15 protein-coding genes are annotated in these 13,188 nt (G+C 58.8%); 9 read left to right on the forward strand and 6 right to left on the reverse strand.

The window, feature by feature from the left end; translation table 11 throughout:
* Positions 1–3: 3 nt before the first annotated feature.
* Complete coding sequence (gene metG, locus BM316_RS02465) at positions 4–1,716, reverse strand: methionine--tRNA ligase (RefSeq protein ID WP_090203548.1); 1,713 nt, start codon at positions 1,714–1,716, stop codon at positions 4–6.
* Between the two features lie 139 nt (positions 1,717–1,855).
* On the opposite strand from metG, the gene BM316_RS02470 reads away from it, so the two are divergent.
* A complete protein-coding gene (locus BM316_RS02470) occupies positions 1,856–2,320 on the forward strand; it encodes a hypothetical protein (protein ID WP_090203550.1) in 465 nt (154 codons plus the stop codon).
* Here the strand turns inward: BM316_RS02470 and BM316_RS02475 are convergent, their stop codons facing one another.
* A complete protein-coding gene (locus BM316_RS02475) occupies positions 2,321–3,553 on the reverse strand; it encodes an MFS transporter (RefSeq protein ID WP_090203553.1) in 1,233 nt (410 codons plus the stop codon).
* A 134-nt stretch (positions 3,554–3,687) separates the two neighbouring features.
* Between BM316_RS02475 and BM316_RS02480 the strand changes: the two genes are divergently transcribed.
* Positions 3,688–4,731: an aldo/keto reductase gene (locus BM316_RS02480; protein ID WP_090203557.1), complete on the forward strand. Its 1,044-nt coding sequence runs from the start codon at positions 3,688–3,690 to the stop codon at positions 4,729–4,731.
* A 47-nt stretch (positions 4,732–4,778) separates the two neighbouring features.
* Here BM316_RS02480 and BM316_RS02485 read toward each other — a convergent pair whose 3' ends face one another.
* Positions 4,779–5,240, reverse strand: coding sequence for a GNAT family N-acetyltransferase (locus BM316_RS02485; RefSeq protein WP_090203560.1), 462 nt, complete (start codon positions 5,238–5,240; stop codon positions 4,779–4,781).
* A 250-nt stretch (positions 5,241–5,490) separates the two neighbouring features.
* Here BM316_RS02485 and bcoG point away from each other — a divergent pair, with 250 nt between their 5' ends.
* From bcoG to BM316_RS02505, 4 genes are read left to right on the forward strand one after another with little or no spacing between them, the layout of a single operon-like run.
* Positions 5,491–6,405: a 3-dehydrocarnitine:acetyl-CoA trimethylamine transferase BcoG gene (gene bcoG / locus BM316_RS02490; RefSeq protein WP_090203563.1), complete on the forward strand. Its 915-nt coding sequence runs from the start codon at positions 5,491–5,493 to the stop codon at positions 6,403–6,405.
* Complete coding sequence (locus BM316_RS02495; protein ID WP_090203566.1) at positions 6,402–6,923, forward strand: lipocalin family protein; 522 nt, start codon at positions 6,402–6,404, stop codon at positions 6,921–6,923. Before bcoG ends, BM316_RS02495 begins: the two co-directional genes overlap by 4 nt.
* A 56-nt stretch (positions 6,924–6,979) precedes the next feature.
* Positions 6,980–7,186, forward strand: a complete 207-nt coding sequence (locus BM316_RS02500) for a hypothetical protein (protein ID WP_090203568.1) — start codon at positions 6,980–6,982, stop codon at positions 7,184–7,186.
* Positions 7,187–7,188: 2 nt separating this feature from the next.
* Positions 7,189–8,649: a carnitine 3-dehydrogenase gene (locus BM316_RS02505; protein WP_090203571.1), complete on the forward strand. Its 1,461-nt coding sequence runs from the start codon at positions 7,189–7,191 to the stop codon at positions 8,647–8,649.
* Here BM316_RS02505 and BM316_RS02510 read toward each other — a convergent pair.
* A complete protein-coding gene (locus BM316_RS02510; RefSeq protein WP_090203574.1) occupies positions 8,646–9,506 on the reverse strand; it encodes a helix-turn-helix domain-containing protein in 861 nt (286 codons plus the stop codon). The genes BM316_RS02505 and BM316_RS02510 overlap by 4 nt on opposite strands.
* 82 nt (positions 9,507–9,588) lie before the next feature.
* Between BM316_RS02510 and BM316_RS02515 the strand changes: the two genes are divergently transcribed.
* On the forward strand, positions 9,589–10,476 hold the full coding sequence (locus BM316_RS02515; RefSeq protein WP_090203576.1) for a fatty acid desaturase: 888 nt from the start codon (positions 9,589–9,591) through the stop codon (positions 10,474–10,476).
* A gap of 23 nt (positions 10,477–10,499) precedes the next feature.
* Positions 10,500–11,402, forward strand: a complete 903-nt coding sequence (locus BM316_RS02520) for a DMT family transporter (protein ID WP_090203579.1) — start codon at positions 10,500–10,502, stop codon at positions 11,400–11,402.
* On the opposite strand, the gene BM316_RS02525 is transcribed toward BM316_RS02520, so the two are convergent.
* Positions 11,399–12,076: an NUDIX hydrolase gene (locus tag BM316_RS02525; protein ID WP_090203582.1), complete on the reverse strand. Its 678-nt coding sequence runs from the start codon at positions 12,074–12,076 to the stop codon at positions 11,399–11,401. The two genes, BM316_RS02520 and BM316_RS02525, sit on opposite strands and share 4 nt — an antisense overlap.
* Positions 12,077–12,086: 10 nt before the next feature.
* A complete protein-coding gene (locus BM316_RS02530; protein WP_090207404.1) occupies positions 12,087–12,479 on the reverse strand; it encodes a DUF983 domain-containing protein in 393 nt (130 codons plus the stop codon).
* A 187-nt stretch (positions 12,480–12,666) separates the two neighbouring features.
* Here BM316_RS02530 and BM316_RS02535 point away from each other — a divergent pair, with 187 nt between their 5' ends.
* Positions 12,667–13,131 carry an EF-hand domain-containing protein gene (locus BM316_RS02535; protein ID WP_090203584.1) on the forward strand — a complete coding sequence of 155 codons (465 nt, stop codon included), beginning with the start codon at positions 12,667–12,669 and terminating at the stop codon, positions 13,129–13,131.
* Positions 13,132–13,188 lie beyond the last annotated feature (57 nt).

Here is a 13,188-nt window from a genome sequence, read left to right on the forward strand (position 1 = left end):
GGCCTAGTCCCGCTTGCCTGCAAAGCGTTCTGCCCATTCTGCGCGCTCCTCATCCGTGATCTTGCGGAAGAGGTTTTCCGGCACGGTAAAGGCATGGCCCGCGGGCAGGGTTTCCAGTGCGGCAGCGACATCTGTGGGCCAGCTGTCGTCGTCTGTCTGCATGGCTGCGATCATCGTTTTGGATGCATCTGGGATGAAAGCGGCAGAGAGGACCGCGTAGATGCGGATCAGGTTCAGGGCCAGACGCACCTGCATCGCTGCCGTCTCAGGATCGGTCTTGAAGGTGGTCCAAGGCGCGTTGGCTTGCAGGTATTCGTTGCCCAAAACCCAGATCGCGCGCAATTCGGCAGCCGCCTTGCGGACCTCGATCTTGTCCATGAAGCCTTCGTAAGCGCGGATGCGGGTGGTCAGGTCAGAAATCAGCTGTTCTTCGTCAGGGCCGTAGCTGCCGCCTTCGGGCACGGCTTCGCTGAATTTGGAGCGGCAGAATTTCGTGATCCGGCTGACAAAGTTACCGAGCACGTCGGCAAGGTCTTTGTTCACGTCGGTCTGGAAGTTATCCCATGTGAATTCCGCATCAGAGCTTTCGGGCGCATGGGACAGCAGCCACCAGCGCCAGTAATCGGCAGGCAGGATTTCAAGCGCCTGATCCATGAACACGCCGCGCCCGCGCGATGTGCTGAATTGCCCGCCATCGTAATTGAGGTAGTTGAACGACTTGATGTAATCGACCAGCTTCCACGGTTCCTGAGACCCGAGGATCGTGGCGGGGAAGCTGAGCGTGTGGAAAGGCACGTTATCCTTGCCCATGAACTGGGTATAGGTCACGTCGTCAGCACCTTTGTCGGTGCGCCACCAGCGTTCCCAATCGGTGCCTTTGCCAGCGTCTTGCCACTCCTGTGCACAGGCAATGTATTCGATGGGCGCGTCAAACCAGACGTAGAAAACCTTGCCTTCCATGCCGGGCCAATCTTCGTCACCTTTTTTGACAGGGATGCCCCAGTCTAGGTCGCGGGTGATGCCGCGATCCTGCAGCCCATCGCCGTCGTTGAGCCATTTTTTGGCAATGGATGTGGTCAGGACCGGCCAGTCCTTCTTGCTGTCGATCCATGCAGCCAGATCATCCTTTAGCGTGGATTGGCGCAGATAGAGGTGCTTGGTCTCGCGCACCTCCAGCTCGGTCGAGCCGGAGATCGTCGAATACGGGTTGATCAGGTCGGTCGGATCAAGCTGCTTGGTGCAGTTGTCGCATTGGTCGCCACGTGCGCTCTCGAAGCCGCAGTTGGGGCAAGTGCCTTCGATATAGCGGTCTGGCAGGAAGCGGCCATCGGCGACGGAATAGACCTGTTCCTCGGTCACTTCGCGGATCAGGCCCATGTCGGCCAGACGGCCTGCAAAGGCTTGGGTCAGCTTGTGGTTTTGCGGGCTGGACGATCTGCCGAAGTGATCAAAGGACAGACGGAAGCCATCGGCAATGTCAGACTGCACCGCGTGCATCTCGGCGCAGTATTCCGCAACGGGCTTGCCTGCCTTGGTCGCGGCGAGCTCAGCAGGGGTGCCGTGTTCGTCGGTGGCGCAAAGAAAGAGAACCTCGTGCCCGCGCTGGCGCAGGTAACGGGCATAAAGGTCGGCTGGCAGCTGGCTGCCGACGAGGTTGCCGAGGTGCTTGATCCCGTTGATGTAAGGAATCGCGGAAGTGATCAGGTGACGGGCCATGGACATGTCCTTGCAGGTTTGCCCCGCGTTCTAGCCGGGTCGCGTGACAGATGCCAGAGAATGCTTGCCACTGGCTTTTGCAGGTGTGCAGCGCTAGATTGAAAGCAAGGGGCCGGTTCACCCCCAAGGAGATGCTGATATGAAACGTCTGATCCCAATCGTGCTGGCTGCGTGTCTTGGCTCTGCGGCCACGGCGCAGGACCTCTATGTCGGTGGCGCGGTGGATTACCTCTTGCCGCATGATGGGGATACCCAGTTTGCCGGCACAGCCTTGGCCGGGATGGGCTTTGATGCGGGGCGGTTCGGTGTGGGTGCCGAGGGCGAATACGGGCTGCATCTGGGGGGCGACGCTGAATATGACATGGCCCGTGTCAGGGCGTGGGTCAGCTATGACTGGGGCCATTATACCGTGCGGGCCGGTGGTGGCATCACCGAATATTACTTTGATGACACCAACTATGGCGGGTTTCACGCCATGCTCGGCGCGGAGCGTGCGCTCAATGAGAGCCTGAGCCTGCGCGGTGAATTCATCAGAGACTTTGTCGATGACGCTTTTGATGCGGGCATTACGGCAACGCGCGTTGGCGTTGTCTTCAACTTCTGATCACGGCGCGCCCTTGTCGCGACTTTTGCCGAGCAATCTGCCAATCAGGAAGCTGGTGCGGGGCGCATAGACGTAGCGTGTGCGGTCCTCCGGTGCTGTCCGGACGCGCATGCGCAGCGCGGCAAAGACGATCAGCAGGATGTGTCCCAGCGAGATGAAGTAAAAGAGCGCTGCGGGTCCGAAGGCCTCGATCAGCGATGATGTGGTGAGCGGTGCGGCGATGGCGCCCACCGCATAGACAAACATCAGTGCAGCCGAAAGCTCGACCCGTTCATCGGAGGTGGCAAAGTCGTGTGCGTGCGCGGTGGCGACCGAATAGATCGGGAAGGTGGTCAGCCCGAAAAAGAAGGAGGCCGCAAAAACCGATGTGGCGCCGAGGCCAGCGGTGGCGACGGTTGCAGCACAAGCAACGACGGCGGCGACAGAAAGCCAGACCATCACCCAGCGCCGGTCGTATTTGTCGGCAAGCCAGCCGACAGGGTATTGCGCGATGGCCCCGCCAGCCACGAAAGCCGCAAGAAAAGACCCGATCTGGTTGGCAGACAGGCCCACCTCTTGCCCGTAAATCGGGCCGACCATGCGGAAGGATGCGCTGGAAAGTGCCGCGACAAGCACGGCCGCTACGGCCATGGGCGAACACCGCCAGGCCAGTTTCGGGCGCAGCCGCGTTGTTTTGGGTGTTTCTGGTTGCGGCAGTTTGGTCAATGTCAGAGGCAGCAGCGATGCACAGCACAGGATCGTCAGAAGATTGTAGGCAATATAGGTTTCGAGGTTTGCCAGCGCGCCGATCATGAACTGCGCGACGAAAGACGCGCCGATATCAACAATCCGGTAGCTGCCCATTGCGCGGCCACGCGTTTCGTTGGTGACTTTCGCCTGCAACCACGCCTCGATCACGGTGTAGCAGCCGGCGATGCAGATCCCCGATGCCACCCTGAAAAGAGCCCATGCAAGCGGATCAATGATCACAACATGCGCGGCAAGCCCGATTGCCCCCATGGCCGTAAAGGCGGCAAAAGCCCGGCTGTGGCCCACATCACCCATTAGCCGTGGTGCCCACCAGCACCCGATAAAGAACCCGACAAAATGCGCCGATCCCAGAAAGCCGACTTCGGATTGGGAAAACCCGCGGTCGAGCCCTGTCAGCGCATCAAGCGGGCCAACACCACCAGACGAAAGCTGGAGCAGCGTCACTGACATGAACAGGGCCGCAAATGAAATCATCATGCGCATAGGTTCGACCTATGCGCCTGTTGTGGCTGTGAAACTAGTGCCTTTTCGACAAAGTGGCGTCGCCTTTCGCCTCTTGCCCTTGGCGGTCACCGCATTAGGCTCTGTCCGGACTTGAAATCGGAAAGTGAAAACGGATGCAGAAACTCCCCCTTGGTCGCTCGGACATCATGGTGAGCGAATGGTGCCTTGGCACGATGACCTTTGGTAACCAGACACCTGAAGATGACGCGCACCGCCAGATTGATATGGCGCTGGATGCGGGGATCAATTTTCTCGATAGCGCAGAGATGTATCCGGTGAACCCGGTTCGCACCGAAACGGTTGGCGGCTCGGAAGAGATTATCGGCAACTGGATCGCAAAGAGCGGTCGGCGGGACGAGATCGTCGTTGCCACCAAAGTTTCGGGCGATAATCCCGGTTGGGTCCGCGATGGTCGTGGTTATGACGGCGATGTCATTCGTGAGGCCGTCGATGGGTCATTGAAACGTCTGCAGACCGATGTGATCGACCTTTACCAGATGCATTGGCCGATGCGCGGATCGTATATGTTCCGTCAGAACTGGACCTATGACCCCTCTGGCCAGAACAGGGCCGAGACCATGGATCATATGATGGATGTCCTTGAGGCCTTGGGCGAGGCTGTGAAGGCAGGCAAGATCCGTGCAATCGGCATGTCGAACGAAAGTGCCTGGGGCATGACCAAATGGATTGACCAGGCCGAGAAAGCAGGCCTGCCGCGTATGGCGAGTGTCCAGAATGAATACTCGCTGCTTTGCCGCCTCTATGACACCGACATGGCTGAAATGGCAGTCAACGAAGATGTGACGCTGTTGTCGTTCTCGCCATTGGCTTGCGGCGTGCTGACGGGCAAATACCAGAATGGACAAGTGCCTGACGGTAGCCGGATGGCGATCAACGGCAATCTGGGTGGCCGTGTGACCGATCGGCTCTGGCCGGCAGCGCAGGCATATCTTGATCTGGCGAAGAAGCGCGGCATTGACCCTGTCGCGATGGCAATGGCGTGGCAGCGGACACGTCCGTTCCCTGTGTCTGCAATCTTTGGTGCGACAACTGCTGCCCAGTTAGAGCACATTCTGGCCGGCAAGGACGTTGTGCTGAACGATGAAGTCATCTCGGAAATTGACGAGGTGCATAAAGCCCATCCGATGCCTTACTGATCGCGCGCCCGGCGTGGCCGCCGGGCAACGCGATTAAGGCACAATTCTTAGACTTCGGCCGCGATCCAGAAGCGCGGTCCAATATCAGTCAGCTCTTCGAGACCCATGGCGCGGTAGGCAGCCTGTGCGGAGGCATTGCGCGGGTCGGTGCCGATGGAGATGCCTTTCGCACCTGATGCGATAGCGTAGTCGCGGGCTGCCATGATCAGCGCCTTGCCGATCCCGCGATTGCGGCGGTTCTCGGCGATATAGAGATGCTGAATATCGAGCCGCGGCTTGCCACTGTGAATGACCGTCCAGCGCATGATGCCCGCGTAGCCGACCACTTCCTGCCCTGCGCGCGCGACAAAGGCTTTCCCTTGCGCCTGATCGCCGAAGAAAATCTGCTGCAACTGCTCCAGCGTGACTGCAGCCTCATCGCCGTGAAAGGCAGAGAGGTCGCGGATCAGGGCAAGGATGCGTGTCAGGTCGCGCGGGCTGGCAGGGGTGATGGTGATGTTCTCGGTCATGTTTGTCCCTCTTCTCGCCCGCGAAGGGACACCAACTCACCTGACCCTTGCGGGCAGCTGGTCGTTGATTTGTCAAAAGATATGCGCCAGCCGCCGTTATCTGCGGCTGGTAAAGTAGGCACCGAAATTTGCGATACGTCTTTGCATGTCGGGCAGATGACAGCGCAGGTCGGCCTGTGTCAAGAAAACTCGCTTGTGAGGGGGCAGAAATTCAGCAAGGTTGCGACGCGTAATTGATCGGGAGGATGCCATGCCGCTGCAAATGAACCGCGAGGTTTTCATCACCTGTGCTGTCACCGGATCTGGGTCGACACAAGACCGCAGCCCGCATGTGCCGCGTTCGCCAAAGCAGATTGCCGACAGTGCCATTGAAGCGGCCAAGGCAGGGGCCGCCGTGGTGCATTGCCATGTGCGCGAACCCGAGACTGGCACTCCCAGCCGTGATCTGGCGCTCTATCGTGAAGTCACGGACCGCATTCGCGATGCAGAGGTCGATGTTGTTCTGAACCTGACCGCCGGCATGGGCGGTGATATGGTTTTTGGTGGCGTCGAAGCCCCTTTGCCGACCGTTGCTGGGACCGACATGGTTGGCGCGACAGAACGCGTCGCTCATGTGGCCGAATGCCTGCCGGAAATCTGCACGCTCGACTGTGGCACGATGAATTTCGCCGAAGCCGATTACGTCATGACCAACACACCGGGCATGTTGCAGGCAATGGGACGGATGATGACCGATCTTGGTGTGAAGCCCGAGATCGAGGCCTTTGACACCGGCCATCTGTGGTACGCCAAGCAGTTGGTCAAGGACGGATTTCTGGATAGTCCTGCGTTGGTGCAGCTTTGCATGGGTGTGCCATGGGGTGCGCCTGATGACCTCAACACCTTCATGGCGATGGTGAACAATGTGCCGGATGACTGGACCTTCTCTGCCTTCGGGCTGGGGCGCAGCCAGATGCCTTATGTGGCAGCCTCGGTGCTGGCGGGTGGCAATGTGCGTGTCGGGCTTGAGGACAACCTGATGCTCGACAAGGGTGTCTTGGCGACGAATGCGCAACTGGTTGAACGCGCGGCTGGCATCATTGAAAACCTTGGCGCGCGCGTGATTGGTCCTGAGGAAGTGCGCGCCAAGCTTGGCCTTTCCAAACGTGCGCCGGTCGCAAAATGAGGGCGCTTGTTCTCGCCGCGTTTGTGTTTGTCACGGGTTGTGGTTTCTTCACGGTTTACCGCGATACGGACGTGCCAATCTCGTCAAAGGCGGTGTTCGATGTCGAGCAATACATGGGGCTTTGGTATGAAGTTGCGCGCTTTCCTGTGCCTTTCCAGCGCGGGTGTGTCGGCGTGACGGCTGAATATGCCCTCCGCGACGACGGGACTGTTTCGGTCCTCAACATCTGCCGTGATCCAGACGGCAATGAAAGCGCGCGGATATCCGGCACGGCAGAGGTCGTCGGGCCGGGGCGTTTGAAAGTACGGTTCGGGTCGGTTCCCTTTGTCGCTGGGGACTACTGGGTGCTTTGGACCGATGAGGATTATCAGACTGCCGTTGTCGGGTCGCCAAACGGGCGCTCCGGTTGGATCCTTAACCGGACACCGCAAATCCGTGCAGACCGCCTGCAGGCTGCGCGTGATATTCTGACCTTCAACGGCTATGACGTCAGCCAGCTCAAGGAGACAGCTCAGTGAGAAAGTTCATCTTTGGAAGTGTACTCGCGCTTGCCGCTTGTGAAGGAACAGGCGCCATGGCACCGACCGGTGCGCCTAACGGCGGTATGCAGGAATTTCTGGTGATCGGCGGGCGGATGACGTTCGAGCAATGTCGCGCGCGCGGTGGATTGATCATCCGCGACAGCAACACCAACATGATTGCTTGTGATCCATCTGTCAGGGGCGAGCCGGCACCGGTGGATGAATTCGACAATCCTGCCAACCTGAACGCCGGGGCCTAGGGATGACCGCGCGTCGGGCAGCCATCGTCGGCGGTGGCGTCATCGGTGGCGGCTGGGCCGCCCGTTTCTTGCTGATGGGCTGGGACGTTCGTATCTTTGATCCCGATCCTGAGGCCGCGCGCAAAATCGGCGAGGTTCTGGCCAATGCGCGCCGTTCGCTTCCCGGTTTGTCTGATGTCGCACTGCCACCTGAAGGTGCGCTGACATTTCACGAAACCATGTCCGAGGCTGTGGAAGGGGCTGAGTGGATACAGGAAAGCGTGCCTGAGCGCCTAGAGCTGAAACGCAAGGTCTATCAGACCTTGCAGGAACATTGCGACGCTGACGCCATCATCGGGTCATCCACAAGCGGTTTCAAACCGTCAGAACTCCAGGGGTGTGCCACGCGGCCGGGCCAGATCGTCGTGACCCATCCGTTCAATCCGGTTTACCTGCTCCCGCTGGTCGAGCTTGTGACGACAGACAAGAACGCTGGCGAGACTGTCGCGCGCGCCAAAGACATCCTGACCGGGATCGGGATGCATCCGCTGCACTTGCGGGCTGAAATTGATGCACATATCGCCGACCGCTTCCTTGAGGCTGTGTGGCGCGAGGCGCTCTGGCTGATCAAGGATGGCATCGCCACCACTGAGGAAATTGATGACGCGATCCGCTATGGCTTTGGTCTGCGCTGGGCGCAAATGGGGCTGTTCGAAACGTATCGCATCGCCGGTGGCGAAGCTGGCATGCGCCATTTCATCGAACAGTTCGGGCCCTGCCTGTCATGGCCGTGGACAAAGCTGATGGATGTACCGGAACTGACGGATGCGTTGATCGACCAGATTGCAGATCAATCCGACGCACAGTCAGGGCAGTTCTCGATCCGCGAGTTGGAACGCACCCGCGACAATAATCTTGTGACGATCCTGCGGGGCCTCAAGGCTCAGGATTGGGGTGCGGGCAAGTTGCTCAACGCGCAGGACCGGCGCGTGGCCGGAGTGCCGACACTGCCGGATGACATCAGCCAGCCAATTGTGACGGTCGAACGGGCCGTGCCACTCGACTGGACCGATTACAACGGACACATGAACGAAGCGCGCTATCTGCAGGTTTTTGGCGACGCAACTGACCGCATGATGATTTTGGTGGGCTGCGATGCCGATTACATCTCCACGGGAGGCAGTTACTTCACCGCCGAGACGCATATCCGTCATCTCGATGAGGTCCACGCCGGTGCCGTAATCCGTGTGGAAACGCAGGTTCTTTTGGGCGAAGGCAAGAAGATGCATCTCTTTCACCGGATGTTCGAAGGCGACCGTGAACTGGCAACCGGGGAGCATATGCTGATCCATGTCAGTCTTGAGACGCGTCGTGCCAGCGAACCTGCCCCGCATCTTGCAGAAACGCTTGATCGCGTTGCCGCTGCACACGTTGCGCTGCCACGCCCCGAAGGCGCTGGCAAGGCGGTCGGCGTAAAGGGTTAATTGATCTTGGAGATCAGGCCGTCGAGATAGGTCGACAGATCGCGCCTGCTAATGCTGGCGTCGCGCACCAACTGGTCAAAGTGAACGGTCAGCGCGGTGACGCGTTCGGTGTCTCTGAATACCAGATAGTTGCGCCCGATGTATATCGCGGCAAGCAGCGGGCCAAAGACCGTGATCGGCGCCGAAAAGAGCTTGCGGGGATCATAAAGGTGTAAGCGCAGCGTCGGGTAAAGCTGCGCATGTAGGTCGCGCAGGTGCGCAAGTTCCCTGCGCCGCAGTGCAGGCGCAATGCCGGCGTAGAATCCGCTGCCATTTGCGAAACTTTCCACCTCGCTCATCGGCAGGGCGATTTCGTAGTCCGAGCGGGCACTTCGCATCCAGTTCAGACGGTCTTGCGCCGCGCCGATGGCCTGATCAATTGTCCGGCCCAAGGATGGCGCATATTCCCAGCGCAGCATTGCTTCGGTCTTGAGCATGTCAGGAAGCCCTGCTGGAACATGGCGGATCTTGTATCCGGCTGCCTCTTGGTGCCAGGCGAAGATCTGGTCATCCACCATCGAGCGCGGGGCTTCTGTCATGGCAACAGCAGTGGCAAGCAACGCCGTCGCACTTTCAGGCCGGTCGGAAAGGCCAAGCAACCAGTCAGTGCTGACCCCAAGCACTGACGCGCATTCCGCAACAAGTTGCCCGTTCGGCAAGCGCGCGCCTTGGTCTTTCAAAAGCTGTGACAGTGTCGATCTGTCGACGCCCGTGGCTCTGGCAAGCGCGCTTTGGTTGACTTGCATTTCTTCCATGGCCTGCCGCAGCCGGTCACGAAACACAGTCGCGCGATCTCTTTTGTCTATTTTTATCACCATTGCCGACAAAATACACATTTGCCGGGTTTTGTGAACTACTCTCCAAATGGATCGTTCTTCCAAGCGCGGATAAATTCACCGCATGGAACAAAAGCAATCGACAAACCGCGGCGGAGTTGAGTGGCCGACCCTTGTTTTGATTACGGTTTGTTATGTCGCATGGGGCGCTGTGTTGTGGGTGCTTCCACTCACCATGGGCGTTGTTTTTGGCGGTGTCGTGATCGCGTTGCATGCTTCGTTGCAGCATGAGGTGATACACGGCCACCCCTTTCGGCGTCAGTGGCTGAATGATCTTTTGATCTGGCCGCCGCTGACGTTGATCGTTCCATATTCGAGATTCAAAGTCACACATCTTGCCCATCACCATGACGAGGTGCTGACCGACCCTTACGATGACCCGGAGAGCAATTTTCTGGATGAGGGCGTTTGGGAAAAGCTGCCTGTTTTGGTGCAAGGCATCTTACGTTTCAACAATACTGTCGCCGGACGCCTGACCATCGGACCATTGATCGGAACAATTTCCTTTCTTCTGTGCGAGTGGCGCTCGCGTGACAGGCAGGTCTTGCAGGACTGGGCGTGGCATCTGCCAGCTGTTGGCGGGGTGCTTTGGCTGGTGTCGGTTTCGCCGATGCCGATCTGGGCCTATTGCGCCTCAGCTTATCTGGCGATGTCGATCCTGAAACTGCGCACCTATCTGGAACATCAGGCCAGTGATCGTGCAAGCGGGCGGAGCGTGATTGTCGAACGTGGCGGTATCTTCGGGTTCTTGTTTCTGAACAATAATTTGCACGTGGTGCACCATATGCACCCAAAGGTCGCGTGGTATGATCTGCCCCGGCTGTACCGGTCGCGCAAAGACCACTACCTGCGCCGGAATGGCGGTTACTTTTACGCCTCATATGGTGATGTGTTCCGGCGCTACTTCTTGCGGGCAAAAGACCCTGTGGCCCATCCCCTCTGGCGGAGATGACAGAGTAAGGGCATAGGTGCCTGATGGAACTCTGGATCCCGATCACGATTGGCGCGGCGGTCGCCCAGACCTTTCGCTTTATGTTGCAGAAACGTCTGACGGGCATGGCGCTCTCGACGGCTGGTGCGACATTTGCGCGATTTATCTATTCTGCCCCGCTCGTGGCGGTCATCGCGGTGCTTTATGCGCTGATGTCGCGCCAGGGCGCGCCGAATGTGCCTGCTGCCTTCTGGCCTTACGCATTGGCTGGCGGGATGTCACAGATCCTTGCCACGATGTGCGTGGTCGCACTTTTCAGGCACCGTAACTTTGCCGTCGGTATCACCTTCAAGAAGACCGAAGTCCTGCTGAGTGCTTTGTTCGGGTTCATCATTCTAGGCGACGTCTTTACGACGTGGACCATCGTCGCGATGTGCATCGGCCTTGCCGGTGTGCTGCTGCTGTCTGATCCCCCCGATGGTGTCGGCCCCTGGCGCAAGCGAATTTTCAATCGCGCCACAGCATTGGGATTGGGAGCGGGTATTCTCTTTGGCATCTCAGGAAACGGTTATCGCGGCGCATCGTTGTCTTTGGCTGAGGGTGATGTTTTCTATCGCGCTATCGTCACTTTGGCGTTGGTGACAGCTTTTCAAACTATCACCATGGCGCTTTGGCTGATCTGGCGGGAGCGGGGCGAGATTACAAAAGTCCTGCGCGCGTGGCGTGTGGCTGCGCTTGTCGGTGTCACAAGTATGATCGGGTCAATCTGCTGGTTTACGGCGTTCACGTTGCAAAACGCAGCTTATGTCAACGCTGTCGGGCAGATTGAGCTTTTGTTTTCGGTCATCATCGGAGCCACGGTCTTCGGCGAGCGGATCACCGCAAGGGAATGGCAGGGTCTGGTGTTGCTGACGGGCAGCATCATCATGTTGGTTCTTTTGCTCTAAAGCGGAGACCGCCCGCCCAGCCGACTGACCAGATGTGCTTCGTCGTCGTTGCGAAAGAATGGGACAGTCACCAATTCATCGCCTGCGGTAATGTGGCGTGTGAGTTCGGCGAGGACGACCTGTGTGATGAATGGCAAGTCGAAACGCCGCGCTTCCGACAGGAGCACCCATTGCAAGTGGGCCAGTTCGTCTTCGGCATTCGCGAAGTCGTCAGGGTCCGTCGTAAGCGATGCCGCATCGCACAGAAAAAAACGTGCATCGAAACGGCGGGGCCGGCCTTGCGGTGTGACTGCACGGAAAAAGAACCTCAGCGCGCTGCCGTCAGGCACATGCCCTGATGCGGCAAAGCCGCGCCACCCTTGCGGAGCATCGGCCCAATGCCCCTTCTGGCCGATGATCTGTCCCGTTTCTTCCCAAAGCTCGCGTATTGCGGCCGCAGCCAACGCGGCGGGAGAAACGGTGCTTTCACTCTCAAGTCTCGTGTGGTCGCGCGGGTCAAGTGCGGTCAGCGGCACGGCGGCATCGTTGGGGTCAACAGCGCCACCGGGAAAGACAAACTTGCCGGGCATGAAGGCCGCCGATTTGCCCCTTTGGCCCATCAAGACCGCAGGGGTGGTTTCGCGATTCCGCAAAACAATGATTGTGGCGGCGTCGCGAACGGCAGTTTTGTCCATCTTGTCCCTGTTACTGGTCAGGACGGCCAAACCCGTGCATCCGACGCGCCCATTGAATGCCGACCACCATGCCTTTCATCCGTGGCAAAAGATAGAGTGAGAGGGCAATCGCGCCAACCGACAGGACTGTTGCCATGGTCATGGGTTCGGGGCGGAACTGGACCCACATGATGTGGATGACGAAGCCGAGGATATGGCCGACAAGCAGGATGGTCAGATAGGCAGGACCATCGTCGGCGCGATGATGGAAAAGCTCTTCATCACAGTGCGGGCAGGTATCGGCGACCTTGAGGTAACTGGCAAACATATGGCCTTCACCGCAATTGGGGCATTGCCGCTTCAGCCCGCGCAGGGCAGCGGCACCTGTTGGTCTTTCGAATTCTGCGGTCTCTGCATTTGTCATACTGAACTCCATCACCTTGCTGGACACATGGTGCATCCGGACGGTTTTGGAAAGGGGGTGGGCGGATTTGGCGCTGATTGACGACCGCCGCAAAAATTCTGCCCTGCATGCGACGGAAATCCGGGGTGCCACCGTTTGAGAGATATCAGGCAAGCAAAATGCCTGCTCTTGAAAGAAAGGTTACCCGATGAGGAAAGAGATTTCATTGACCGCCCTGTTGCTGGCGATGGTCGTGGCGGCAGGGGCCGCGCAGGCGCAGGGCCATGGCAATCGCCCAAGTTTTGATGCGCTCGATCTGAACAGTGACGGCACGCTGTCTCGCGCGGAGTTACAAGCGCAAGCGGGCCTCCGGTTTGAAACCGCGGATGCAAATGGCGACGGGGCACTCTCGGAAGATGAGTTGATCGCCGCGGCCTCGTCCCGTGCGCAAGATCGCATTGAACGCATGATGGAGCGGTTTGACACCAATGGCGATGGCCTGTTGCAGCAGGCCGAGCTACCGCGTCCCGGTGAAGGCAGAACCGCACGTATGTTTGAACGGGTGGATGCCAACAGAGACGGTCTGATCTCTGAAGACGAGTTTGAGGCGGCAAAAGCACGGATGCAGGACCGGAGAGACGGGCGTGGACTTCCTTTGCGGGATCGCGGTTAATGATTGGGGCCGGGGCCGTGCTGCCCCGGCTTTCACCCCCACGCCAGACGGCAAAAG

This window comes from Yoonia litorea (assembly GCF_900114675.1).
Taxonomy (GTDB): domain Bacteria; phylum Pseudomonadota; class Alphaproteobacteria; order Rhodobacterales; family Rhodobacteraceae; genus Yoonia; species Yoonia litorea.